Source organism: Stenotrophomonas sp. CCNWLW162 (assembly GCF_037203745.1).
Classification (GTDB): domain Bacteria; phylum Pseudomonadota; class Gammaproteobacteria; order Xanthomonadales; family Xanthomonadaceae; genus Stenotrophomonas; species Stenotrophomonas maltophilia_AQ.
On the sequence record NZ_JBBCBL010000001.1, the window covers coordinates 728,182 to 753,408 of the forward strand.

General features: G+C 66.1%; 16 protein-coding genes. 6 read left to right on the top strand and 10 right to left on the bottom strand.

From position 1 onward, the window contains the following. Nucleotides 1-58: 58 nt before the first annotated feature. Both V9K93_RS03435 and V9K93_RS03440 read right to left on the bottom strand, forming a co-directional pair. A complete protein-coding gene (locus V9K93_RS03435; RefSeq protein WP_337302084.1) occupies nt 59-2,128 on the bottom strand; it encodes a PAS domain-containing protein in 2,070 nt (689 codons plus the stop codon). Then, nucleotides 2,118-3,614, bottom strand: a complete 1,497-nt coding sequence (locus tag V9K93_RS03440) for an ATPase domain-containing protein (protein WP_046985701.1) — start codon at nt 3,612-3,614, stop codon at nt 2,118-2,120. The genes V9K93_RS03435 and V9K93_RS03440 overlap by 11 nt, the downstream gene beginning before the upstream one ends. 274 nt (nt 3,615-3,888) lie before the next feature. Here V9K93_RS03440 and V9K93_RS03445 point away from each other — a divergent pair, with 274 nt between their 5' ends. Together V9K93_RS03445 and V9K93_RS03450 are read left to right on the top strand one after the other, a co-directional pair. After that, the gene (locus V9K93_RS03445; protein WP_004147722.1) at nt 3,889-4,791 is read left to right on the top strand and encodes an ABC transporter ATP-binding protein; all 903 of its coding nucleotides are present in this window, start codon (nt 3,889-3,891) and stop codon (nt 4,789-4,791) included. Between the two features lie 12 nt (nt 4,792-4,803). Then, entirely contained in the window at nt 4,804-8,388 is a 3,585-nt protein-coding gene (locus V9K93_RS03450; protein WP_337302085.1) for an ABC transporter permease/M1 family aminopeptidase, read from the top strand. A gap of 76 nt (nt 8,389-8,464) precedes the next feature. Here the strand turns inward: V9K93_RS03450 and V9K93_RS03455 are convergent, their stop codons facing one another. The 6 genes from V9K93_RS03455 to V9K93_RS03480 form a co-directional block, all read right to left on the bottom strand. Further along, complete coding sequence (locus tag V9K93_RS03455) at nt 8,465-8,758, bottom strand: hypothetical protein (protein ID WP_046985698.1); 294 nt, start codon at nt 8,756-8,758, stop codon at nt 8,465-8,467. Further along, nucleotides 8,755-9,219, bottom strand: coding sequence for a GNAT family N-acetyltransferase (locus V9K93_RS03460; RefSeq protein ID WP_337302086.1), 465 nt, complete (start codon nt 9,217-9,219; stop codon nt 8,755-8,757). Before V9K93_RS03460 ends, V9K93_RS03455 begins: the two co-directional genes overlap by 4 nt. A gap of 109 nt (nt 9,220-9,328) precedes the next feature. Then, nucleotides 9,329-9,715, bottom strand: a complete 387-nt coding sequence (locus V9K93_RS03465; RefSeq protein ID WP_046985696.1) for an SseB family protein — start codon at nt 9,713-9,715, stop codon at nt 9,329-9,331. 141 nt (nt 9,716-9,856) lie between these two features. Continuing rightward, nucleotides 9,857-11,572, bottom strand: a complete 1,716-nt coding sequence (locus tag V9K93_RS03470; RefSeq protein WP_337302087.1) for an alpha-amylase family glycosyl hydrolase — start codon at nt 11,570-11,572, stop codon at nt 9,857-9,859. Next, nucleotides 11,572-13,059, bottom strand: coding sequence for an MFS transporter (locus V9K93_RS03475; protein WP_337302088.1), 1,488 nt, complete (start codon nt 13,057-13,059; stop codon nt 11,572-11,574). Before V9K93_RS03475 ends, V9K93_RS03470 begins: the two co-directional genes overlap by 1 nt. Continuing rightward, nucleotides 13,056-15,248, bottom strand: coding sequence for a glucosidase family protein (locus V9K93_RS03480; protein ID WP_337302089.1), 2,193 nt, complete (start codon nt 15,246-15,248; stop codon nt 13,056-13,058). The genes V9K93_RS03475 and V9K93_RS03480 overlap by 4 nt, the downstream gene beginning before the upstream one ends. A gap of 236 nt (nt 15,249-15,484) precedes the next feature. Here V9K93_RS03480 and V9K93_RS03485 point away from each other — a divergent pair, with 236 nt between their 5' ends. Continuing rightward, the gene (locus V9K93_RS03485; RefSeq protein WP_337302090.1) at nt 15,485-17,539 is read left to right on the top strand and encodes a glycoside hydrolase family 97 protein; all 2,055 of its coding nucleotides are present in this window, start codon (nt 15,485-15,487) and stop codon (nt 17,537-17,539) included. 216 nt (nt 17,540-17,755) lie between these two features. Then, nucleotides 17,756-20,521 carry a TonB-dependent receptor gene (locus V9K93_RS03490; RefSeq protein WP_337302091.1) on the top strand — a complete coding sequence of 922 codons (2,766 nt, stop codon included), beginning with the start codon at nt 17,756-17,758 and terminating at the stop codon, nt 20,519-20,521. 198 nt (nt 20,522-20,719) lie between these two features. On the opposite strand, the gene V9K93_RS03495 is transcribed toward V9K93_RS03490, so the two are convergent. Continuing rightward, nucleotides 20,720-22,333, bottom strand: coding sequence for an alpha-glucosidase family protein (locus tag V9K93_RS03495; protein ID WP_136638384.1), 1,614 nt, complete (start codon nt 22,331-22,333; stop codon nt 20,720-20,722). A 214-nt stretch (nt 22,334-22,547) separates the two neighbouring features. Between V9K93_RS03495 and V9K93_RS03500 the strand changes: the two genes are divergently transcribed. Further along, nucleotides 22,548-23,546, top strand: a complete 999-nt coding sequence (locus tag V9K93_RS03500; protein ID WP_004147673.1) for a polyprenyl synthetase family protein — start codon at nt 22,548-22,550, stop codon at nt 23,544-23,546. A 110-nt stretch (nt 23,547-23,656) separates the two neighbouring features. On the opposite strand, the gene V9K93_RS03505 is transcribed toward V9K93_RS03500, so the two are convergent. Next, nucleotides 23,657-24,448 carry a dienelactone hydrolase family protein gene (locus V9K93_RS03505; protein ID WP_337302092.1) on the bottom strand — a complete coding sequence of 264 codons (792 nt, stop codon included), beginning with the start codon at nt 24,446-24,448 and terminating at the stop codon, nt 23,657-23,659. A 132-nt stretch (nt 24,449-24,580) separates the two neighbouring features. Between V9K93_RS03505 and V9K93_RS03510 the strand changes: the two genes are divergently transcribed. Next, nucleotides 24,581-25,174 (top strand): SMI1/KNR4 family protein, encoded by a 594-nt coding sequence (locus V9K93_RS03510; protein ID WP_295377359.1) that lies wholly within the window; start codon nt 24,581-24,583, stop codon nt 25,172-25,174. Nucleotides 25,175-25,227: the final 53 nt, after the last annotated feature.

The window sequence follows — 25,227 nt, forward strand, 5'->3', positions numbered from 1 at the left end:
GGAAAGATCAGCCGAGCATGGCTCGGCGTTGCACAAAAACAGTCGAGCAGGCCCGGCTCTACGGATTGCCACCTGCCGTTTCAGGCATCGCGGTGCGAACCGCTGCGCTGAACTCGTCAAGCAGGAACGGCTTGGCGATCATCGCCATGCCCGCATCAAGGAAGGACGAGCGCTCCTGCGCCTTCTCCGCGTAGCCGGTCATGAACAGCACTGGCAAAGTCGGCCGCGAGTGACGGGCTATTTCGGCGAGCTGGCGGCCATTGAGCCCAGGCAGGCCGACGTCAGTGATCAACAGATCGATGCACTGGTTCGAAGTCAGGATCGGAAGCGCGGCGTCCGCATCGCCCACCACCTGGGCCTGGTACCCCAGGTCCTCGAGCACCACCGTGACCAGCATGCGCACCTGCTCATCATCCTCGACCACCAGGATCGACTGGCCAGCGCCGAGCCGGATGGCTTTGGCCTGAGCGGCCACCGCTTCGCTGGTCGCGGCCTCCACCAGTGGAACGAACAGGGAAATGGTGGTGCCCTCACCCAGGCGCGATTCGATCGCGATGTGACCACCGGACTGCTGCATGAAGCCATACACCATCGACATGCCCAGCCCGGTTCCCTTGCCGATGGGCTTGGTGGTGAAGAAAGGCTCGAATGCGCGCTCGACCACTTCCGGCGCCATGCCGGCGCCCGTGTCGGCGACTGCCACCACCGCATAGTGCCCTGCCGGCACTGCCGGATACTGGCCTGCATGCACATCTGCTTCCGCAGTGCGCAGGATCAGCTCGCCGCCATCAGGCATCGCGTCGCGTGCATTGATGGCCAGGTTCAGCACCGCACTTTCGAACTGGTTAGCATCCAGCGTGGCGTGCAGCGGCACCGGGCAGGTTTCGGTACGCAGCCGCACCGTTTCCCCGATCGTGCTGTGCAACAGGTGCTGCACCGATACCAGCAACGTGTTGATCTCCACCGGCCGCGCGTCCAGCGACTGCCTGCGCGAGAACGCGAGCAGGCGCTGGGTCAATGCCGCGGCACGCTGCGCCGAGGTGGTGGCCGTATCCAGGAAACGCTCCAGATCATCCACCCGCCCCATGTCCAGGCGCAGGCGCACGATGTCCAGCGCGGACAGGATGCCAGTCAGCATGTTGTTGAAATCGTGCGCGATGCCACCGGTCAACTGGCCGATCGCTTCCATCTTCTGCGACTGCCGCAGGGCGGCCTCGCTGGCCTCGCGTGCAGCCATCTGCGCTTCCAGCTCACGCGTGCGCTCGGCCACCATGGCCTCCAGTGCATGTGCGTGCTGCTGGCTGTTGCTCAGGGCCAGCTTGGCGGCGGTGATATCGGTAACGAAGACGTGGAATCCGTCGACCCGGCCCTCGGTATCGGTACGTGGCGAGTAACGCACTTCGCAGTCGCGCCGACCGCGTAGTGGATGCGGCCAGGTGATCTCGAAGAGCGCCGCTTGGCCATCCAGCGCGCGCTCCATCGCCGCCCTGCGCTGCTGCCATACGGATTCGCCGATCACCTCGCGAACGTGCCTGCCGATCACCTCGCCGGTGGCGAGATCGAACCAGGTCTCATAGGCTCGGTTGGCGAAACGGAAGCACATCGAACGATCAACAAAGGCGATCAGGACCGGCATCGCATCGGCGATCAGGCGCAACTCGGTTTCACTGCGGGACAGTGCGGCCCGCCCGTCCGCCAATGCCGCCATCTGATCACGCACGAGGAACTGCTTGTCACGGGCCCGCAGTGCGCCCTGGACGGCACTGATCAGGGACATGCTGCCAAGCGGCCGGTCCATCTCCACCACGTTGATCGAAGCTGGCAACAGTGCCTCGCGGGTGGAACGGCGGTACGACCGCGCCGAGCGCAGCAGGATGAATGGAATATCCGACCAGGCCGGTTGCTGCTGCAATGCAGGCAGCATGCCGTCGGCACCGCGCACCAACGCTTCCTGGGTCACCACCACCAGGCCGGTGCGATCATCCAGATGCTCGGCCAGCTCCTCCAGGTTGCCGGCGATGCGCGTTGCCAGCCCTACCCCCTCCAGTACCGCGGCAATGCTGTCGGCATCGCGTCCGAAGGGCGCCACGATGCGGACGACCGTGCAGCCTTCGTCCCTATCGGACATCGGACTGGCCCAGCAGCGCTGCGCTGTCACCCACGAATTCGGGCGTGCCGGTCAGGATGCCCTGGAAGTCTGCCAATGGCGCACTGACGGTGATGCCACGCCCGTCGATCTTCAGCTCACGGATGGTGTCTTCGTGCGCACCGCCGCGGTTCTTGATTACCGAAACGGCTTTGCGGATGCGACCCTTGGCCTCGAAGAAACGGAACAGCACCACCGCATCGGCGATGTAGGACACATTGAGGCTGCCGGTGGACATGGTGCCCACCAGGCCATGCTGCGGATTGATCAGGAACGTCGCTACGCCCTTCTGGTTGAGATAGGACAACATCTCGTGCAGCTGCAGCATCAGCTGCTTTTCCTGTGGCATTGCCGTGACATAGCCATTCAGGCTGTCGATCACCAGCACGCTGCAGTTGCGCTGCTCGACCGCCTTGCGCAGGTTCCAGGAAAACTCACCCGGCGACACCTCGGCCGGATCCATCTGCAGGATCTCCAGCAGGCCCGAGTGCAGATGCTTGTCCAGGTCGATGTCCAGTGCCGATGCACGCGCCAGCAAGGTACCAACCCGCTCGTCGAATTCGAAGATGCAGCAGCGTTCGCCACGCTCGCAGGCCGCCCATACGTACTGCAGGGCGACGTTGGTCTTGCCGCTGCCAGCGGGACCGGTCAACAGGGTCGAGGTTCCGCGCAGGGGGCCCCCGCCCAGCAGGCGATCGATCTCGTCGACGCCACTGCTCACCGGCGAACCCACGAACCGGTCGTGGTGCTCGGAGGCGATCAAGCGGGGGAAAATCTCGAGTCCTCCACGACGGATCACCATATCGTGGTAGCCCGCAATGAAATCCACGCCGCGCAGCTTCTGTACCTGCATGCGGCGCCGGGCCGGGCCGAAATCCAGGGTCAGGCGTTCCAGCGACAGCACGCCGTGGCACAGGCTGTGCAACTGCCCATCGCGCTCTTCGCCGGTAGAGGTCAGGTCATCGACCAGGATCACCGTAGCGCTCTTGGGCGCGAAGAACTGCTTCAACGCAAGGATCTGGCGCCGGTAGCGCAGAGAGTCCTGGGCCAGCAGGCGCAGTTCGGACAACGAATCGAACACCACGCGGGTGGGCCCGATGCTGTCCACCTTGGACATGATCAGATTGACCGTCTCGTCCAGCTCCATTTCCCACGAATGCAGCACCGACTGCAGGCGACCGTTGCCCATTGCGCCTTCAGCCGATCCCAGTTCGAACAGGTGCAGGCCATCCAGCGACCAGCCGTGGGCAGCGGCGACTTCGCGCAGTTCCTCGGCGGTCTCGGACAACGTGATGTACAGGCAGCGTTCGCCGCGCCGCAGGCCTTCCAGCAGGAACTGAAGCGACAACGTGGTCTTGCCGGAACCCGGTGGCCCTTCCAGCAGATACAGCCGCGCCTGCGGAAGTCCGCCGCCAAGAATGCTGTCCAGTCCCTCTACTCCGGTAACAGTCCGCATGTACGCCTGCATGGCAATGGCCCTGAGAGGCGCAAAGACTATCGGTGCCCCTGTCGACGTCCTGTGTGATCCGGCCGACCTTCCCCAACGCATTCAGGAAGACTTCACAGGCTGGCCCCCTGCCGCCCTGGCGAAGCCCCACGCACTGGAAGCCGCCCCTGCCGCGCCCTTCAACGGTGGGGTGCCCTCACCTGCTACCCGCACGGCACCATGACCAACGGCGCATGACGCCAGCCCGGTTGCGGGTGATAAACAGCGCGATCACACACGGAAAGGTGTACGTCGCATGCTGAAGATAGATTCGCTGTCCAAGACGTACGCCAACGGCGTGCACGCTCTCAACAATGTCAGCCTGGACATCCCGCGCGGCATGTTCGGCCTGCTCGGGCCGAACGGCGCCGGCAAGTCTTCGCTGATGCGTACGCTGTCCACCCTGCAGGAGGCCGACAGCGGTTCGGCCATCCTCACCATTCCCGGCGAAGCGCCGATCGACGTACTGCGCGACAAGGACGCGGTGCGCCGCCGGCTGGGCTACCTGCCGCAGGATTTCGGCGTGTACCCGAAGGTCAGCGCGCTGGACCTGCTGGAACATTTCGCGGTGCTCAAGGGGCTGACCCAGCGCGCGCAGCGCCGCGAGGTGGTCGATGGTCTGCTGCAGCAGGTGAATCTGTGGGACGCGCGCAAGCGCAAGCTCGGCACGTACTCCGGCGGCATGCGCCAGCGCTTCGGCATTGCCCAGGCACTGCTCGGCGACCCGCGGCTGGTGATCGTCGACGAGCCCACCGCCGGCCTCGACCCCGAGGAACGCAATCGCTTCCTCAACCTGCTGGCGGCCATCGGCGAGAACGTGGCGGTGATCCTGTCCACCCACATCGTCGAAGACGTGACCGACCTGTGCCCCACCATGGCGATCATGAACAAGGGCCAAGTGCTGCTGACCGGGCGCCCTGCCGAAGCCATCGATGCTCTGCAGCAGCAGGTCTGGCGCAAGCAGGTCGATCCTTCGGAACTGGCCGACCATGAAGCACGCTACGTAGTGCTGTCGACCCGTCTGGTCGGTGGCCGCCCGGTGATCCACGTGCACAGTGCCAACGATCCCGGCGACGGCTTCGCGGCGGTGGCTCCCGACCTCGAGGACGTGTACTTCCAGCGCCTGCGCCTGCAGGCCCGTGCCCGCGCGGCAGCCTGAGCGGAGCACGCCATGATCCTCAACTTTTTCCGCTTCGAGCTGCGCGAGCAGCTGCGTTCTCCCCTGCTGTGGCTGCTGGCCGGCCTGTTCGCCCTGCTCGCCTTCGCCGCTGCCTCCAGCGACGCCGTGCAGATCGGTGGCGGCAGCGGCAACGTACACAGCAACGCGCCCACCGTGATCGCGCAGATGCTGGGCATCTTCACCCTGCTCGGCATGCTGGTCACCGCCCTGTTCGTCAGCAACGCGCTGCTGCGTGACTTCGAGCTCGGCACAGCCGAGCTGATCTTCGCCAGCCCGGTGAAGCGCCGCGACTACCTGGCTGGGCGCATCGCTGCCGCCCTGGCCGCCGGCTTGCTGGTCTACATCGTGATTGCGTTTGGCCTGTGGCTGGCGCCGTTCATGCCGTGGATCGATCCCGAACGCATGGGCCCGATCAGCTGGCAGGGCTATGCCTGGACCTTCGCGGTCATCGTCATCCCGAACCTGTTGTTCACCACCGCACTGCTGTCGCTGCTGGCAGCGCTGACCCGTTCGATCCTGTGGGTGTACATCGGGCTGGTGGCCTACCTGGTGCTGTACGGCGCCAGCGCGGCCCTGCTGCGCGACATCGACAACACGTGGATCGCAGTGCTGAGCGAGCCGCTGGGCATGCGTGCGCTCAGCCGCACGATCCGCTACTGGTCCACCGCCGAACGCAACAGCGGAATTCCCGAGTTGGCCGGCTACCTGCTGGCCAACCGCGCTCTGTGGCTGGGTGTGGCCGCCGCGCTGTTCGCCGCTACCTTCGCACTGTTCCGCACCGAACGCAGCGGCAGTGGCCGTCGTCGATGGGGCCGCAGGCAGGCGCAGCCGGTTGCCGATGCCAGTGCGGTCCGCCCGACCCGTGCAACACTGCCGCGCGTGGTACCGGCGTTCACCGCCACCACGGCGTGGCAGCAGTTCCTGCGCCAGGTCCGCTTCGATACACGTGGCGTGTTGCGCAGCGTGCCGTTCATCGTGCTGCTGGTACTGGGCCTGGCCAACTTCCTGCCCAGCGCGCTGTTCCGGCAGACGCTGTACGGCACCTCGATCTGGCCGGTCACCTCGCAGATGATCATGGGCCTGCAGGGTGCCTTCAGCTGGCTGCTGGTGATCATCGTGCTGTTCTTCGCCGGTGAACTGGTCTGGAAGGAACGCAGTGCGCGCATCAACGAAGTAACCGATGCCATGCCGGTGCCGAACTGGGTGCCGCTGCTGGCCAAGTTCACTGCCCTGCTGGCAGTGATCGTCTGCTTCCAGGCAGCCGGCGCGCTGGCCGCGATGAGCGTGCAGCTGGCCAAGGGCTACACGCATCTGGAGCCGCTGCTGTACCTGCGCAGCCTGGCGCTGGATTCGGTGGTCTACATCCTGATGGGCGGCCTGGCGCTGGTGCTGCAGGTGCTCACCAACAACAAGTTCGTCGGTTACGCATTGCTGATCGTGGTGATGATCGGCCAGGGTGTGCTCGGCCTGCTCGACTACACGCAGAACCTGTACAACTTTGGCAGTTGGCCCAACGCGCCCTATTCGGACATGAACGGCTACGGCCACTTCCTGACCGGACAGCTGGCGTTCCAGGGTTACTGGGCGCTGTTCCTGCTGACCCTGATGTGCCTGGCCTCGGCGTTCTGGGTACGCGGTGTCAGCCAGGGCTTGCGCCAGCGCCTGGCCCTCGCCGGTCGTCGCCTGCGCGGTCCGACCGGCGCCTTTGCAGCGCTGGCGGCACTGGCCTTCATCGGTGTGGGCGGCTGGCTGTACTGGAGCACCAACATCCGCAACGAGTTCCTCTCGCCCGACCAGCAGCTGGATCTGCAGGCCCGCTACGAGCGTGAGTTGTCGAAGTACCGCACTCTGCCGCAGCCCCGCATCGTGGCGGTGGACAACCGCGTGGACCTGTTCCCGGAATCGCAGTCGATGGTGATCGATGCGAACTGGACGGTGCGCAATACCCACGCCACGCCGATCCAAGACGTGCACGTCTCGATGGGCGATGACAAGCAGCTGGTCGCGGTCGATCTGGGCGGGCAGACCCTGGCGATGCACGACGCTGACCTCGGCTACCGCATCTACCGTCTGGCCACGCCACTGAAGCCGGGTGAAAGCCGCAACGTCCATTTCCGGGTGGTGCAGAAGCCCAACGGCATTACCGCCGGCCAGGCACCGAGCAACATCGTGGACAACGGCACGTTCTTCAACAGCCGCGTGCTGCCCTCCTTCGGCTACAACGAAGGTGCGGAGATCAGCGACCGCAACGAGCGGCGCAAGCGTGACCTGGGTGAGCCGCGGCGCATGCCCAAGCTGGAAGACGAAGCCGCGCGTGCCAACACCTACATCTCCAACGATGCCGACTGGCTCGACTTCCGTACCACGGTCTGCACGGCGCCGGACCAGGTGGCGCTTGCCCCGGGCTACCTGCAGCACGAGACCACGGTGAACGGCCGGCGTTGCTTCAGCTACGCGATGGACCGCCCGATGCTGAACTTCTACGCCTACCTGTCGGCACGCTGGGAGGTACGCAAGGCGAAGTACAAGGACATCCCGATCGAGGTCTACTTCGACCCGGCGCACGGCTACAACGTGGACCGGATGATCGAAGCGGTACAGAAATCGCTGGCCTACTACGAAGCGAACTTCACGCCCTACCAGCACCGGCAGGTGCGCATCATCGAGTTCCCGGGCTATGCCCGCTTCGCGCAGTCGTTCGCCAATACCATCCCCTACTCCGAGGCCATCGGCTTCATCGCCGACCTGCGTGACCCGGACAAGGTGGACTATGTGTTCTACGTGACTGCGCACGAGATCGCACACCAGTGGTGGGCGCACCAGGTGATCGGTGCCAATGTGCAGGGCGCCACGGTCCTGTCCGAGTCGCTGTCGCAGTATTCGGCGCTGATGGTGATGGAGCAGGAGTACGGCCGCCAGCACATGCGCCAGTTCCTCAAGCGCGAGCTGGACGGCTACCTGTCTGGCCGCGGTGGCGAGGCCATTGAGGAGCAGCCGCTGGAGCGCGTGGAAAACCAGCAGTACATCCACTACCAGAAGGGTTCGCTGGTGTTCTACCGGCTGCGCGAGGAGATCGGCGAGCAGGCCCTGAACCGCGCCCTGAAGCGCTTCCTGCAGGACAAGGGCTACCAGCAACCCCCGTACACCACCTCACGCGAACTGCTGGGCTACATCCGTGCCGAGACCCCGGCTGATCGCCAGCAGCTGGTCACCGACCTGTTCGAGAAGATCAGCTTCTATGACAACCGGGTGCTGGCCGCCAGCGCGCGCAAGCGCGATGACGGCCGCTACGACGTGACCCTGGACCTGCACGCCGCAAAGCAGTACGCCGATGGCAAGGGCAAGGAGAGCGACGGGAAGATGGATGACTGGGTCGAGATCGGCGTGTTTGCCAACGGGCCTTCGGGCAAGGAACGCGACCAGAAGGTGCTGTATCTGCAGCGCCACCACATCACCAGCGCCGCGCCGAAGATCACGGTGACCGTGGATGAAAAGCCGGATGAAGCGGGCTTCGATCCGTACAACAAGCTGATCGACCGGGTGAGCGATGACAACCGGCGCAAGGTGACGCTGTGAAGTAATGGAGCGCCGGCGGTTGCGTCGGCGCTCCGCATGGCACATGTAGTGCCGAGCCATGCTCGGCACAGCGCTTTCAGCGCACCGTGGCCTTCGGCCCCAGCAACGCCAGCAGTACATAGACCACGATCGAAGCGACGGTGCCGAGCACCGCCGGCAACCCGAAGGCCCAGGCCGAACGGCCCTGCTGGCGCGCCCACTGCGCCAGATGCCACGCCGCGCCCAGGTTGATCAGCCAGGCGATGACGAACACCGGCCACTGCACAATGCCCACCGCGCGCAGCAAGGGCATGGCCACCAGCGCGGCGGCGATGGCCGCGATCAGGAAGATCAGGGCCGACCGGGAATGGCGAGGTGCGGGGGCATTCATGCGGCCACCCTGCGCATCATCACCAGCACGCGATAGTTCCGGTTGTCGGCTTCCTGCAGCGGCTTCCAGCCCAGCCGCGCATACAGGCCGCCATCCAGGGATTCGGTCTGCAGGTACAGTTCGGAAACGCCCATCCGCACCGCCTGCGCCGCGGCCTGTTCCACCAGTGCGCCAGCCAGCCCACGCCCGCGATGACTATCGGCCACGAACACGCTGCCCAGCCAGTGCTCGTACTGCGGGAATGCCGGCATCTCCCGGCGCTTGAGCTGCACCGCTCCGACCACCTGACCGTCATCGAAGGCGGCGATCAGGTGCGGAAAGCCTTCGGCATCCTGCGGCGGATTCAGCCGCTCCAGTTCCTGTTCAAGCGACAGACCGGCGTCCTGGCCCCATTCCGCGTGGTACCACCGGGCCAACTGCTGCCGTTCCGGTGCGTCGGCGGTTAATACCCTGAATTCCATGGCAATGCCTCTATCCCAATGTCATCCAAGGGGATCACGGACGGCGCTCGAAGGGAAGCCTTCTGCAGCGTCGAGCCATGCTCGACTCTGCAAACAGCACGGCAACGGCTCAGCCCTGGGCGAAGTCCTTCAGGATCTCGCCAACGCCACTGGGCGAGATCTCGAAGCCCAGAGGCGTACCCGGGTTGATCACGACACCGTAGCCGCTGGGCACCCGGCGCAGCACGTCCAGCGTCAGCCAGCGGATCTGGTGTTCGGCCTGCTGGCTGTAGATGCCCACCCGCGACGGATCAGTGAACACGGCCACATGCAGGGTGCCCTGCTTGTCGAACAGCAGCGGGTCGAAGCCACTGCCGTCAGGGGTGATCAGGCTGCCGGTCAGCAGCACCACCTCGGAGGCGACGAAGGCCGCCATGAAGGCGCGGATCGGCACCGCCCCGTCCATCGCCGCCTTCAGCAGGGTTTCGATCGGGGTCTGCGGGGCGAGGTCGGTCATGGCGATACTGCGGGGCGTGAGGGGCGCCTATTGTAGAGTCGAGCTTGCTCGACTGCTCGAAAAGCGTGCCAACCAAGGTTGGCACCCACCAGAGCGGTAGGCAGGTGCCAGGAATCCGGGGTTGCCGGCCAGCGGCCGGCACTACCGCCCCAGCCGCAGGTCCCGAGCCTGCTGGTCGGCCATCGCCTTGTCCAGCTCGGCCTGCAGCGCCGGCTGCTGCACGGCGGCATCCAGCACGTAGACCTTCACCCCGTGCGCCGGCACTTCCGCCTTCAGCGAGCCGTCCACCCGCAATGAACCGCCCTCCAGCGCGTCGCGCCAGTGGCCGTTCTGGACGAAACGCGCCACGGTGAAGGTCCTTGCCTGGTCACCTTTGTTCAGCAGCACCAGCGCGGTCTGCGCTACATCACCATGCTGCAGCACGCGGAAGAACACCGCCTCATCGCCCTTGAGGCGTTCGTTCACCTGCAAGCCGCGCTGCAGGGCCGGGATGGCTTCGCGCAGTTTGGCGATGCGCTGCAGCGGCGCGAAGATCGGGCTCTGCGGCGCGGCGTCCACGCGCGGCTGGCCGAAGTAGGCACGGTTGCCAGCGTGCTCGGCGCGGCCCCGCATGAAGCCGGTCTCCGAGCCGTAATAGACCACCGGAATGCCGCGCGCAGTGAACAGCCAGTTGTGCGCATCGATGAAGCCGCTGTCGCTGGCCTGTAGGCGTGGCATGTCGTGGTTGTCGTAGAAGCTCATCAGCTCGTACGGATTGGCGTACGGGCCGCCGGTCAGGTGCAGCGGCTCGGCCAGGGTTTCAAAGCCCTTGCCTGCGGTGCCGAAGGTCTGTTCCAGCGCGCCGCGCAACGGGAAATCGAGCACGCTTACGTTGGCATTGGACGGCCAGGTGTGTTCGGCGATGCTCGCCGCGTTGTAGTCGAACGCTTCGCCGAACATGAACATGCCCGGGTGTTCAGCGCGGATGCGGTTGACGAACTCATGCCACCACGGATGCGGCAGCCAGCCGATGGTATCGATGCGCAGCGCATCCACCCCCTGTGCAGTCCACTGCAGGTAGGCGCCCACCAGATAATCCATCACCGCCGGATTGTCCTGGTTGAAGTCGGACAGTTCAGCCAGGTTGCCATCGAAGATCGAGCCGTCCTTGCTGTCGACCGGACCGATGTTGTTGTAGAACGCGTGCAGCGGGTTGTGCTTCGGATCCAGTTTCTGCGGTGGCAGATTCTGGTGATCGGCGATCAGTGTGCCGTCCTTGGCGAAGATCTGGCCGAACTGCGGCTGCCGCTTGGGCATGGTCCAGGCCGGCGAACCATGGTTGCCGACGATGTCCAGCACTACCTTCAGGCCGGCGCCGTGCAGGCCCTTGGTCAACCCGGCGAAGTCCAGGTCGCGGCTGGGCAGGTGCTCGTCCAGCGTGTAGAAGTTGATGCCCCAGTAGCCGTGGTAGCCGGTCTTGCCACGATCGGTCAGCGTGCTGGTACAGCTGATCGGCTTGCTGCCGGTGAACGCCTCGTCCGGGTTGTCGACGATGGGCGTGATCCATACAGCGCCGAAGCCGAGGTTGCGGATGTACTGCGCATTGTCCAGCACGCCGCGGAAGTCACCGCCGAGGTAGCCGATGTTTCCGTCCACCTTGTCCGGGCACGGCACCGGGATATCGAAGGTGCGGTGCTTGCCGCCCTGGTCGCGATGATCGTTGGACGGGTCGCCGTTGACGAAGCGGTCGGTGACCACGAAGTACACCGCATCGCTGGCGAACGGCTCGGTGGTGCCGACGTAGTCCGGGCGTGGCGCGGCCGCCGCATGGCCGGCCAGCAGCACCAGGGAAACAGCAACAGACAGCGCACCACGCATCACACCACCTCCGGACGGGACGGAACCCGCAGCACGCACAGGCCGGCGACGAACAGGCTGCAGCCGCCCAGCACCAGCACATGCATCGGCTGGCCGCCCAACCAGGCGCGCAGGGCGAAGCCGAGCGCACTGGCCGCGACCAGCTGCGGGATCACGATGAAGAAATTGAAGATACCCATGTACACGCCCATCTTCGATGCCGGCACGCTGTCGGACAGCAGTGCATACGGCAGCGAAAGAATGGAGGCCCAGGCGAAGCCGACGCCGACCATCGACAGCAGCAACCAGTGTGGGTCGCGGATGAACATCAGCGAGACCAGGCCGGCGCCGCCCAGCCACAGGTTGACCAGGTGGCTCCAACGCAGGCCGATCGCACGCACCATCGGCGGGATCAGCACCGCGGCCAGCGCTGCGAAGCCGTTGTAGGCGCCGAAGAGCACCCCCACCCAGTTGGCCCCCTCGTTATAGGCTGCCGACTGAGGATCGGTCGAACCGAAGTGGGTACCGGCCACCGCGGCGGTGGTGTAGATCCACATCGCGAACAACGCGAACCACGAGAAGAACTGCACCCACGCCAGGCGGCGCATGGTGACCGGCATCGCGCGCAGGTCGCCGACGATGACGGCCAGCATGTGTGTGCCCGGCAGCGCACGGGCGAGCGCAAGCAGCACGCCGTAACCCGCACACAAGCCCGCCAGCACGTACAGCATCTTGTCGCCCTGCCGCCAGGCGATCAGCAGCGCCAGCAACACGCCGAGCCCCAGCCACAGCGCCACCTGCGTCCACGGCGCCGGGCCACTGATGGCAGTCCCTGCGTGGTGCGCCGGCGGCTCGGCATCGTCGAAGCCAGCCAGCTCCGTTGGTGAGTACTCGCGGGTGCTGACCACCGTCCAGGTGATCGCCGCCAGCAGCACCACCGCACCGAAGTAGAACGCATAGCGCACGGTATCGGGCACTTCGCCGGCAGCTGCGGTGTTGGCCACGCCGAAGTGGGCGAGGATGAACGGCAGGAAGCTGGCGACGATGGCACCGATACCGATGAAGAAGCTCTGCATCGCGTAGCCGACCGGACGCTGGCGCGGCGCCAGCTGGTCACCGACGAAGGCGCGGAACGGTTCCATCGACACATTGATGGAGGCGTCCAGCACCCACAGCGTGCCAGCGGCAATCCACAGCGTTGGCGAGTTCGGCATCACCAGCAGGGCCAGTGTGGTCAGCACCGCACCGATCATGAAGAACGGACGGCGGCGGCCCCAGCGCGTCCAGGTGCGGTCGGACAGGTAGCCGATCACCGGCTGCACCAGCAGGCCGGTCAACGGCGCAGCGATCCACAGCCCCGGCACCGCGTCCATGTCCGCGCCCAGGGTCTCGAAGATGCGGCTGGCATTGGCGTTCTGCAGGGCGAAGCCAAACTGGATGCCGAGGAAACCGAAACACATGTTCCAGATCTGCCAGAACGACAGCTGCGGTTTGGCGGGACGACTCATCGTGCGCCCTCTTCCATCGCCACCGGCGCCACCTTCAGCGCCTGCACCTGGGCCTGGTTGAGCACACCATCACGCCCGCCCTTGCCGCCGGTGTAGTGCGCGAAGTGCTGCAGCGCGCTCATGTTGAAGCCCTCTTCAAGCGTGACCGTGCACCGCCCCTTGGGCACCGCGAACGTTGCCGAGGTCGAATCCTGCACCGCTACGCTGTGCGGCAGGGTGACCGTATGCCGCTGCAGCGGCTGGCCCGGGCACTGCAGCACCAACTGCTTCACCGCTGCGGTCACGCCGGTGTTGATCGGCCCGTTCGCGTTGCGGTACTGCAGGCGCAGGCGCACCTGCCCGGCCTGGGCCGCGGTGAACTGCCAGCGTTCCTCGCCCTTCAGCACCTGCTGCGGACCGACGCAGAGCATCGGGCTGTGCAGTGATTCCAATGCACCCTCGCGCCGGGTCAGGCTGAAGCAGTGCTGCAGGCCATCGTCGCTGATGTGCACCTGGCCATTGCTGGCAGCGACGACCCTGCCGTCCTTCCACAGAACCTGCCCAGTCGTGACCGGCACGCTCCAGCCAGCGCCATTGCGTATGGCCTGCGGAGTGGTTGGCGTTACCGGCGCACGCGCATTGGCGTCGGCGGTTGTGCCACCGAAGCCGGTCGCGGACGGGGCAGCCATCAGCTGCACCGTGGTCGTGTTGCCTTGGGTCAGCGTCCTGCCCGCCACCAGCAGGCCATCACCCAGCTGCTGCGGGCGCTCCAGCACGTAGTGCTTGCCACCGGCGTCCAGGCTGATGCGACGCTGCGTGCCGAACAGCTCCGGCACCAGCACGGCCGGCAGCTTGGGCCGCACGTGGCCATCGTCCTGCACGCCAAACACACCTTCGAGCACCATCGACAGATAGCCGGCCACCGACCACAGCTGGCGTTCGGAGTTGACCACCGGGCCGCTCAGCCCACCTTCCTCGACATGCACGGCCTGGCTGACCAGCTCGTAGTTCTCCATGTTGGAACCGGCGAGCGCTGCGCCCTGCATCAACGAGCGGATCTCGGCGGCGATGCGTGGTGCATCATCCAGTTGCCGCGCCGCACGCAGAGAGTACGCGCTGACGAACGGCCAGATCGCGCGATTGTGGTAGATCGGCTGCGGCGCCTCCTGCGGCCAGACAACCGGGCTGCCGGCCGGCCCCACCGGGTAGGCCGCCAGCGCACGGCGCGCACGCTCGCCCGGCAACACCTCGGCGAGGATGCCCAGCGACAGGCCGAGCAGATCAACCTTGGCATAGGGCACCGGGTGCGCGGCTTCACCGATGTAGCTCATGTACTGGCCCATGTCCTCGCGCCAGAAGCGCGCATCGATCTGCTGCGCCAGCGCATCGGCCCACGCCTTGTAGTCGGCCGCTCGGCCATCGCCATGCTGGCCGGCCAAGCGTTCGGCCAGGCGCAGCGCCTGGTAGTGCAGCACGTTGGTGGACAGCGCATAGGAGTCGCCGATGAAGCGCACGTCCTCGCGGGTCCAGTCCGGATAGGTCTGCTCACGCCAGTCCAGGAACGAGGTCTCGCCGCGATACAGGCCCATCTGCGCGTCGAACACCATCGCGCGGTCCTGCGCCAGCGTACCCTGCAGCGCTTGCCAGACCTGGTCGGCAAACGCGCGATCATCCAGCAGGTGGCGCGCCGCCAGGAACCACACCACGCGGTCGCTGCTGATCGGCCAGCTGCCGCCGGAACCGGTGTCCTGCGCGACGAACAGGCCGGGCGTGTGCCCATCGCGCGCCGCCGACAGCTTGAACTGCAGCGACTGCCGCGTGCGCTGCGGGTCCAGCCGCGCCAGCGCCAGATCTGCGGCGAAGCTGACATCACGGGTCCACACATAGGGCCAGCGCGCACCAGTCTGGAAGCACTCGCACGGCACCGGCCTGCCCTCATCGAATGCAGGATCGCGGATCGCATCCACGCGGTCCTGGTCCATCTCCTGCTGGGCCAGCGCGAACAACGCATCGAACATCACGCTGCCGGTCTGGCTGCGCATCGGCATGGGCGCAATGCGCACCTCACTCTTGGGCGCGTGCAGCACGAAGCTGCCGTTGGCAGCGGCTTCGGCGCGCGCCTGGCGGCCGTCGAATGTCAGGTCGGCCGCGTGCGCGGTCGTCCCCAGCGCTGCCCCCAGGGCAGCGGTCAGGCAAATGATCTTCAGCATCGAAGCGGCAGACCGGCTTGCGCCCGTCGACCTCCCTCCCTCTCTGCACCGTTGTGGGTCCGCACTGCCGTTGCCGGCGTGCGGGCGCGGCCCCTCCCTCAAGGTGCCTTGGCCCCATGGTAGACGCGGGGCTGTCGGCTGCGTCCAGCTGCATACGTATTCATGGCGTTGCGCGGTAGCGGGCCTGCCGTGCTGGCTTATGGTCCCGGTCTGCCAACGGCGCCTTGGGAGGGGAAATGCCGACGTCACCCACAACGGTACGCGCAGTGTTCGCGCACGCTTTCGGCCTGGCCCTGCTGGGATGGGCCGCGCTGGCACAAGCGGCGGCACCGCAGATCGCCAGCGTCGAATCACCGGACAAGGTGCTGAAGGTCAGCCTGGTGCTGGACGGCGGTACCGCGCGCTACCGCGTCGAGCGCCTCGGCCAGACCGTGGTGGCCGATTCGAAGCTGGGTTTTGAACTGCGCGATGGTCGCCTCGACCGCGACTTCAGCCTGCTGGCGCAGGAACGGCGCAGTGTCGATGACAGCTGGGAACAGCCCTGGGGCGAGCGCCGGCTCACTCGCAACCACTTCAACGAACTGACCGTGCACCTGGCCGAAAGCACCGGCAGCAAGCGCCGGCTGGATGTGGTGTTCCGCGTGTACGACGATGGCCTCGGCTTCCGCTACATATTCCCTGAGCAGCCGAACCTGCGCGAGGCGACCATCGATGACGAGCTGACCGAGTTCGCCATCGCACAGGATTCCACCGCGTGGTGGATCCCTGCCGGGGAACCGATCCACTATGAATACCTGTACCAGCGCACCCCGCTGCGCGAAGTGCCGCTCGTGCACACGCCGATGACCCTGCGCAGCCACGACGGCCTGCACGTGGCCATCCATGAGGCGGCACTGGTCGACTACGCGGGCATGTGGCTGCGCCGCACCGAGGGCCAGCGCCTGCGCGCCCAGCTGTCGCCCTCGGCCGAAGGCTGGAAGGTGCGCCGCGCCCTGCCCTTCGCCACGCCGTGGCGCACCCTGCAGATCGCCGACCGTGCAGGTGGCCTGGTCGAGTCGGACCTGATCCTCAACCTCAATGAGCCCAATGCGCTGGGCGACGTGAGCTGGGTGAAGCCGGCCAAGTACCTGGGCGTGTGGTGGTCGATGCACCTGGACAACGAGAGCTGGGCGACCGGCCCGAAGCATGCCGCCACCACCGCCAAGACGAAGAAGGTGATCGACTTCGCCGCCGCACACGGCTTCCGCGGCGTGCTGGTGGAAGGCTGGAATCCCGGCTGGGACGGTATGTGGGTGGGCAACGGCTACGACTTCGACTTCACCCGCGCCACGCCCGATTTCGATATCGAGGCGCTGTCCGCCTACGGCCTGAAGAAGGGCGTGCACCTGATCGGCCACCACGAAACCGGCTGCGCCATCGAGCACTACGAGGACCAGCTGGGCGCCGCGCTGGACCTGTATGCGCGGCTGGGCATTGACCAGTTCAAGACCGGCTACGTCTGCGATGACGGCCAGATCGACCGCCGCAATCCGTCCGGCGGCCCGCTGTGGCGCGAGTGGCACGACGGCCAGTTCATGGCCCGCCACCATCTGAAGGTGGTGCAGGAAGCCGCACAGCGGCACCTGTCGGTGAACCCGCACGAGCCGATCAAGGACACCGGCCTGCGTCGCACCTACCCGAACTGGATCTCGCGCGAAGGCGCGCGCGGCATGGAGTACAACGCCTGGGGCCAGCCACCGAATCCGCCGGAACACGAGGTCAACCTGGTGTTCACCCGTATGCTGGCCGGGCCGATGGACTACACCCCCGGCATCCTCAGCCTGAAGGGCCGCCACGGCCAGGCCATTCCCAGTACGTTGGCCCGCCAGCTGGCGCTGTACGTGGTGCTGTACAGCCCGATCCAGATGGCCGCCGACCTGCCCGATCACTACCTGCAGCACCGCGAGGCGTTCCGCTTCATCGAGGACGTGGCAGTGGACTGGGAGCAGAGCCGCGTGCTCAATGGCGAAGTGGGCGACTACGTGACGATCGTGCGCCGCGACCGCAACAGCCGTGACTGGTTCCTCGGCAGCATCACCGATGAACACGGCCGCGTGCTGCCGGTATCGCTGGGTTTCCTGGAACCGGGCGTGCGCTACCGCGCCGAAATCTACCGCGATGGCGACGGCGCTGATTTCCGCAGCAATCCGTTCGCGTTCAAGCGCGAAACACGCGAGGTGACCAGCGCCGATGCACTGACCCTGGTGCTGGCGCCGGGCGGTGGCCAGGCGATCCGGTTCACGCCGCTCTGAATGGAACGCTAGTGCCGGCCAGCGGCCGGCACTACCGCAAACAGGACCTGAAAGCGATTACAACCCTGCAAACGCCATTGAATACGTATGCAGGGTGATTCCCGCGAAGAATGCGCTGCCTACCATAGCGGCGACGACAGCGGCCACCGCGTCGCACGTCCACGGTCACTCCGGGACGTTCACGAATCGATCTGCAACATTGCCTGGGAGGGGAAAATGTTGAACCACAAGCGCAGCGCGCTGAGCATCGCGCTGGCCGTTGTCCTGGCGCCGACGCTGGCGTCGGCACAGTCCACGCAGAACACCACCACGCCGGCCGCCACCGCCGCCACCGCCGCCACCAACCTGGATACGGTGCAGGTCACCGGCATCCGCCGCGGCATCGAGAACGCGATCGCGATCAAGCAGGACGCCACCTCGGTGGTCGAAGCGATCTCCGCCGAAGACATCGGCAAACTGCCCGACGTCAGCATCGCCGAATCGATCTCGCGCCTGCCAGGCCTGGCCGCCCAGCGCGTTGCCGGCCGTGCGCAGGTGATCAGCGTGCGTGGCCTGTCACCCGACTTCGCCACCACGCTGCTCAATGGTCGCGAAGTGGTCAGCACCGGCGACAACCGCGGTGTCGAGTTCGACCAGTACCCATCCGAGCTGGTCAACGGCGTGACCGTCTACAAGACCCCCGACGCGGCGCTGGTCGGCCAGGGCCTGTCGGGCACCATCGACATGCAGACCGCACGTCCGCTCAGCTTCCCCGACCGCGTCATCGCCGTCAGCGGCCGCTACCAGAAGAGTTCATTGGGCCGCGCCGCCGACACCGACCCGTACGGCAACCGCTTCAGCGCCAGCTACATCGACCAGTTCCTGGACAAGACCCTCGGCATTGCCATCGGCTACGCGCACAGCGACATGCCGATCCAGGAAAACCAGGTGGGCCTGTACGAGCCGTGGACCACCGAGCACACCACCAACGGCAACCGCCCCGGCGTTGCCGCTGGCACCTACTTCACCGATGGCATCAAGGCACTGCGCCGCACCGGTAACAACAAGCGCGACGGTGTGATGGCCACGATCCAGTTCCGGCCGAACAACAGCTGGACCAGCACCTTCGATGCGTTCCATACCGAAGCAGAGCAGATCGACACCGCCAACCAGTTCGAGCTCAACCTCAGCAACTACAACGGCAACTACACCCCGGGCCTGCTGGTCAGCAACCCGCAGGTCAATGCCAATGGCACCTTCACCGGTGGCACCGCCAGTGGCGTGTACCCGCTGGTGCGCGGCATGTACAACAAGCGCAAGGACAAGATCGATGCGTTCGGCTGGAACAACGAGTTCACCTTCGGCAGCGTCAAGCTGGTCGCCGACCTGAACTATTCCAAGGCCACCCGCGACGAACTGAACCTGGAAAACAACCTGCAGCTGACCCCGATGCCGCAGCTGGATACGGTCGGTGTGCAGTTCCGCCAGGATGGCTTCTCGCAGATCAGCCCGGGCCTGAACTACTCCAACCCGGACGCGCTGTTCCTGACCAACACCATCTACGGTTCTGGTTACGGCAAGGTGCCGAAGGTGGAAGACCGCCTGAAGGGCGGCAAGCTGGCCGCGACCATCGCCCTGCCCGAAGCAATGGCGTCGTGGGCACCGGATCTGGATATCGGCGTGAACTATGCCGACCGCCGCAAGGTGAAGACCCAGTCCGAAGGCAACATCCTGCTCGGCGCGCAGGGCGATGCCAACATCGCATCGGATCTGCAGTACCGCCCGGTCAACCTCGGCTTCGCCGGCCTGGGCACCATCCCGGCCTGGAACGTGCCTGGCGCGGTCGGTCGCTACATGACCTTCAATCCGGTCGACAACCTGGACTACCTGATTCCCAAGTCGTGGACGGTGCAGGAAAAGATCACCACCGCCTGGGCGCGCCTGAACATCAACACCGATATCGGTGTGGTGGGCGTACGCGGCAATATCGGCGTGCAGATGCAGCACACCGACCAGAGCTCGGACTCGCGCTATTGGGACAGCTCGCAGGCGGCCGGCAACAACATCCAGCCCTACTCGGACGGCCGCAAGTACAACGACTGGCTGCCCAGCTTGAACCTGGCCTTCATGTTCCCGCATGAGCAGACCCTGCGTTTTGCTGCAGCCAAGCAGGTCGCGCGCCCGCGCGTGGACCAGATGCGCGCGGGCCTGGAGTTCGGCGTGGATACCGGTACCGGCCGCCCTGGCGGCAGTGGCGGCAACCCCCTGCTGGATCCGTGGCGTGCCACCGCGCTGGACCTGTCCTACGAGAAGTACTTCGGCGAGAAGGCCTACGTGGCCGCCGCGATCTTCTACAAGGACCTGAAGAGCTACGTCTACACCCAGTCGGTGGACAACTACGACTTCACCGGCCTGCTGGGCAACTATGTGCCGCCGCCGGGCATGGTGGTGCCGGTGCTGCCGACCGGCACCTTCTCGACCCCGGTGAACGGCAAGGGCGGCACCCTGAAGGGCCTGGAGCTGACCGCGTCGTTCCCGCTGGAAATGCTGACCGACAGCCTGCGTGGCTTCGGCGTGCAGGCCAGCGCGACCTTCAACAAGAGCGACATCCAGATCCTGGATCCGGAAAGCGCGTCCAGCGTGGGCACCGACCCGATCAGCCTGCCCGGCCTGTCCAAGCGCGTGTACAACTTCACTGCCTACTACGAGCGTAGTGGCTTTGAAGCACGCGTGAGCCAGCGCCGCCGTTCGGACTTCATCGGCGAGATCGGCAACTTCAACGGTAACCGCACCCTGCGCTACGTGGTGGGCGAGAACGTGACCGATGCCCAGGTCAGCTACACCTTCAGCGACAGCAGCACCCTGCGCGGCCTGACCCTGCTGCTGCAGGGAAGCAACCTGACCAACGAGCCGTACCGCACCTACGCCGGCAGCAAGGACCGCCCGCTGGAATACATCGAATGGGGCCGCACCTACATGCTGGGCGTGAACTACAAGTTCTGACCACGACCGGGTAGTGCCGGCCGCTGGCCGGCAACGACCCATCGGAAACCCGCTGCGCAGGCAGCGGGTTTTCTTTTGCGCGAATGCCGGCAGTAGATCCACGCCATGCGTGGATGCGTTTCGCCGGAATCCCGCCCACAAAAAAGGGACGGGGCGCTTCGGCCCCGTCCCCGCAAGTACCGCCACCGGAGAAAACGGTCAGCTGCGTCGGGCGCAATACACCGCGCGCGGCGGCAGCTGGAGTTCATTGCCCTGCACCGTGCCCGCATCCGGGCCCGGTACCGCCACCTGCTGCCAGTTGCCCGGCGGCAGCGGATGGCTCACCGCCTCGGCCGACAGGTTGAACGCCAGCAGGAGGGTTTCATCTGCAAGCATACGCTCGAACAGCAGCACTGGCTCGGCGCTTTCGATGAATCGGATGCTGCCATGCAGTAGCGCAGGCTGGGTATGCCGCCAGCCCAGGAATGCCCGGAACGCGGCCAGCACCGAGTGCGGATCCCGCTCCTGCACGGCCACCGCCGTCGCCCGGTGCTCGGCCGGGATCGGCAGCCACGGCTGGCCCGTGGTGAAACCCGCCAGCGGCGCATCGGTCCACGGCAGCGGGGTGCGGCAGCCATCACGGCCCTTGAAGTTCGGCCAGAAGGTGATGCCATACGGGTCCTGCAGGGCCTCGAACGGCACCTCGGCCTCGGCCAGGCCCAGTTCCTCGCCCTGGTACAGACAGACCGAACCGCGCAGCGAGCACAGCATCGCCACCAGCATCCGCGCCAGGCGGGGATCGGCCGGGTGGCCGCCCCAGCGGCTGACCGCCCGCTCCACGTCGTGATTCGAAACCGCCCAGCACGGCCAGCCTTCGGTCATTGCCGCTTCCAGCCGCGAGACCGTGTCGCGGATGTAGGCCGCGCTGTAATCGTCCACCAGCAGCTCGAAGCTGTAGCCCATGTGCAGGCGGCCATCGCGAGTGTACTCGGCCGTGGTCGCCAGCGAGTCCTCCGAGGAGATCTCGCCCAGGCTCACCGCGCCCGGGTACTCGTCCAGCAGCGCGCGCAGCTGCTCCAGGAACGGCAGGTTTTCCGGCTGGGTGTTGTTGTAGTAGTGGTACTGGTAGGCGTACGGATTGTCCGCGCTGAAGCCGCGCCCTACCCGCTTTTCGGCCGGCTTGGCCGGGTTGTCGCGCAGCTGCGCATCGTGGAAGCAGAAGTTGATCGCGTCCAGGCGGAAGCCATCCACGCCACGGTCCAGCCAGAAGCGCACGTTGTCCAGGGTCGCCTGCTGCACGTCCGGGTGATGGAAGTTCAGGTCCGGCTGGTCGACCAGGAAGTTGTGCAGGTAGTACTGCTCGCGGCGCGGCTCCCACTGCCAGGCGCCGCCGCCGAACAGCGACAGCCAGTTGTTGGGTGGGGTACCGTCCTCGCGCGGATCGGCCCAGACGTACCAGTCCGCCTTCGGGTTGGTGCGGTCCTGGCGGCTCTCGCGGAACCAGGCATGCTCGATCGAGGTGTGGCTCAGCACCTGGTCGATCATCACCTTCAGGCCCAACCCGTGGGCCTTGGCCAGCAGGCGGTCGAAGTCCTCCAGGCTGCCGAACAGCGGGTCGACGTCGCGGTAATCGGCGATGTCATAGCCGAAGTCGGCCATCGGCGATTTGAAGAACGGCGAGATCCAGATCGCGTCCACACCCAGCGCGGCGATGTGGTCCAGGCGCTGGATGATGCCGGGCAGGTCGCCTACCCCGTCGCCGTTGGCGTCGAGGAAACTGCGCGGATAGATCTGGTAGATGACGGCTCCGCGCCACCATGGATAGTGCGACATCGACAGCCCCCCTCCGGGCATGCGGGACCCGCCGGGAGCGGGCCGAAATCCTGATGCCGCAAGCTTAGCGGTGGGTCCCCGGGCTTGGCGCAACCTGCATACGTATTCACGCGGGCGGCAGCCGTGGCCGGGCCAAGGACGTCGGCCAGCCCGGTTTGCGCCCGAATTCACAGGCAACGCCTATAATCAGCGATGAGCCTGAAAGCCTGATCGCATGACCATCACCGAAGACACCCGTCCCGCCCTGGGCCTGCCCCAGATCCAGTCGCTTGCCGCGGCCGACATGGCCGCCGTCGACGCCCTGATCCGGCGCCGGCTGTCCTCGGACGTCGTGCTGATCAACCAGATCGCCGATCACATCATTTCCGCCGGCGGCAAGCGCCTGCGCCCGATGCTGGTGATGCTGGCCGGCCATGCGGTCGGCCAGGCCGGCCCGGATCACCACCAGCTGGCGGCGATCATCGAGTTCATCCACACCTCCACCCTGCTGCACGACGACGTGGTGGACGAATCCAGCCTGCGCCGCGGCCGCAGCACCGCCAACGCGCTGTGGGGCAACGCACCCAGTGTGCTGGTCGGCGACTTCCTGTACTCGCGCAGCTTCCAGCTGATGGTCGAGCTGGAGCGCATGTCGGTGATGCAGATCCTGGCCGATGCCACCAACCGCATCGCCGAGGGTGAAGTGCTGCAGCTGCTGCACGTGCACAACCCGGATACCGACGAAGCGGCCTACCTGCGCGTGATCGAGCGCAAGACCGCGGTCCTGTTCGCTGCCGGTACCCGCCTGGGCGCGCTGGCCAGCGGCGTGGACGAAGCCACCCAGCAGGCCCTGTTCGACTACGGCATGCACCTGGGCTACGCGTTCCAGATCGCCGACGACGTGCTGGACTACTCGGCCAATGCCGAGGAGCTGGGCAAGAACCTGGGCGACGACCTCGCCGAGGGCAAGGCGACGCTGCCGCTGATCCACGCGATGGCCCACTCCGACGACGCCACCCGCGAGCGCCTGCGCACCATCGTGCAGGACGGCGACGCCTCGGCGATGCCGGAAGTGCTGGCCGCGATCCGCGCCACCGGCGGACTCGAGTACAGCCGTGCGCGTGCCGAGGAGTATGCCGAAGCCGCCGAGCGCGCGCTCGATGGCCTGGGCGACAACGATGCCGTGGCCGCCCTGCGCGGCCTGGCCCGCTACGCGGTGCAGCGTTCGCATTGACCAGCGGAGGTGTGCCGAGCAACGGTCGGCACCCACAATGACCGGTAGGTGCCGACCGTTGGTCGGCACTGAAACATCGGTAGGTGCCGACCGTTGGTCGGCATATCTCTTCAGCGTTTCTCGAAGCGCTCCTCGAAGAACTCATCCAGCGCCTTCCACGCGCGCTTGGCCGCCCGTTCGTTGTACTGGCAGCCCGGCGGGCTGTTGGCATCGCGCTCGGCGAAGCAGTGCACTGCCCCGCTGTAGTTGGTGAATTCCCAGTCGACCTTGGCCGCGTTCATTTCCTTCTGGAAACCGGCGATGTCCTCGGCGCTCACGCTCTTGTCATCGGCGCCATTGAGCACCAGCACCGATGGGTGCGTGCCACCGGCCTGCGCCGGCAGCGGCGAACCCAGCCCGCCGTGCAGGCTGACCACACCGGCCAGCGGCGCACCGGCACGGGCCAGCTCCAGCACCGTGGTGCCGCCGAAACAGAAGCCCACCGCGCCGATCCGGCTCGCATCGAGCGGCGTCTTGCCGGCCTGGGCCTTGAGCACGTTCACCGCCTCCAGCGCGCGTGCGCGCAGCAGCGACCGGTCATTGCGCAGCTTGGTCGCCACCGGCCCGGCCTCGGCATCGGTCTTCGGCCGCACGCCCTTGCCGTACACATCGGCCACCAGCACCACGTAGTCATCGCCAGCCAGCTGTTTGGCCTTCTCGACCGCCGATTCGTTCACGCCCTTCCAGTTCGGCACCATCACCAGACCGGGACGCTTGTCGTTGTCGCCGTCGTCATAGACCAGCACGCCACTGAAGGTCGTGCCCTGGTGTTTCCACTCCACCGGTTGCGTCTTCATTGCCGCCCACGCCGGCATCGCCGCCAGCCCCAGCATCACCGCTACACCGCATCGCCAACGATTCATGCGCCTGCTCCGCAAGAAAAAGGGGACGGAGGGGATCAAGCCGTATTTGCCCCTCCCGCGTCGCATTCTGCATTGGCGACGTGACGCAGGTGTGGTTGGATACGACTTAATCCCCTCCGTCCCCTTTTTCGCATGAACCTGGTTGATCGCTTTCTGTCTGGCCTGATTCCACGCCTGCCTGCCGACGATGCCCCGCAGTGGGGCCACGTGCAGGGCGCCAACGCCGAAGACCTGCAGCGCCTGCGTGCGCAGTGGCCGCAGGTTCCGGACAGTCTGGTCGCGTTGCTGTCGCGCGTGGATGGCACGCACTTCCGCGAGTACCCCGGCGGCGAGGTCCGCGTGCTGATGCTCGGCTCGGACGTGGAGGAAGGTGGCTATCCGTACTACCTGCGTTCGGTGGCGCAGGTCTTCGAAGACCAGCGGCAGTGGGACGACAGCATCCGCTCGATCTACGAAGAGTGGCTGGACGACGAGCCGGAGATCCTCGGCGATGGCATCGACCCCGATCTGCCGATGGACCGTCGCCTGTGCTTCTCGCACTGCATGAACAACGGCGGCACCTCGATGCTCTACCTGGATTTCGACCCGGCACCAGGCGGCACCGTCGGCCAGGTGGTGCGCTACCTGCACGATCCGGACAGCTATGCAGTCATCGCGCCGAGCTTCGATGCGTACCTGCAGCAGTTGATTGATGGCGATTACGCGTTCATCGATCAGGACGACTGAAATCCAGCCGAGCGTGGGCTCGGCTCTACAGTAGATCCACGCCATGCGTGGAT

Coding starts and splice junctions, on each gene's coding strand:
- V9K93_RS03435 (WP_337302084.1), bottom strand. CDS start 2,128: ATGTCCGATAGGGACGAAGGCTGCACGGTCGTCCGCATCGTGGCGCCC.
- V9K93_RS03440 (WP_046985701.1), bottom strand. CDS start 3,614: ATGCAGGCGTACATGCGGACTGTTACCGGAGTAGAGGGACTGGACAGC.
- V9K93_RS03445 (WP_004147722.1), top strand. CDS start 3,889: ATGCTGAAGATAGATTCGCTGTCCAAGACGTACGCCAACGGCGTGCAC.
- V9K93_RS03450 (WP_337302085.1), top strand. CDS start 4,804: ATGATCCTCAACTTTTTCCGCTTCGAGCTGCGCGAGCAGCTGCGTTCT.
- V9K93_RS03455 (WP_046985698.1), bottom strand. CDS start 8,758: ATGAATGCCCCCGCACCTCGCCATTCCCGGTCGGCCCTGATCTTCCTG.
- V9K93_RS03460 (WP_337302086.1), bottom strand. CDS start 9,219: ATGGAATTCAGGGTATTAACCGCCGACGCACCGGAACGGCAGCAGTTG.
- V9K93_RS03465 (WP_046985696.1), bottom strand. CDS start 9,715: ATGACCGACCTCGCCCCGCAGACCCCGATCGAAACCCTGCTGAAGGCG.
- V9K93_RS03470 (WP_337302087.1), bottom strand. CDS start 11,572: ATGCGTGGTGCGCTGTCTGTTGCTGTTTCCCTGGTGCTGCTGGCCGGC.
- V9K93_RS03475 (WP_337302088.1), bottom strand. CDS start 13,059: ATGAGTCGTCCCGCCAAACCGCAGCTGTCGTTCTGGCAGATCTGGAAC.
- V9K93_RS03480 (WP_337302089.1), bottom strand. CDS start 15,248: ATGCTGAAGATCATTTGCCTGACCGCTGCCCTGGGGGCAGCGCTGGGG.
- V9K93_RS03485 (WP_337302090.1), top strand. CDS start 15,485: ATGCCGACGTCACCCACAACGGTACGCGCAGTGTTCGCGCACGCTTTC.
- V9K93_RS03490 (WP_337302091.1), top strand. CDS start 17,756: ATGTTGAACCACAAGCGCAGCGCGCTGAGCATCGCGCTGGCCGTTGTC.
- V9K93_RS03495 (WP_136638384.1), bottom strand. CDS start 22,333: ATGTCGCACTATCCATGGTGGCGCGGAGCCGTCATCTACCAGATCTAT.
- V9K93_RS03500 (WP_004147673.1), top strand. CDS start 22,548: ATGACCATCACCGAAGACACCCGTCCCGCCCTGGGCCTGCCCCAGATC.
- V9K93_RS03505 (WP_337302092.1), bottom strand. CDS start 24,448: ATGAATCGTTGGCGATGCGGTGTAGCGGTGATGCTGGGGCTGGCGGCG.
- V9K93_RS03510 (WP_295377359.1), top strand. CDS start 24,581: ATGAACCTGGTTGATCGCTTTCTGTCTGGCCTGATTCCACGCCTGCCT.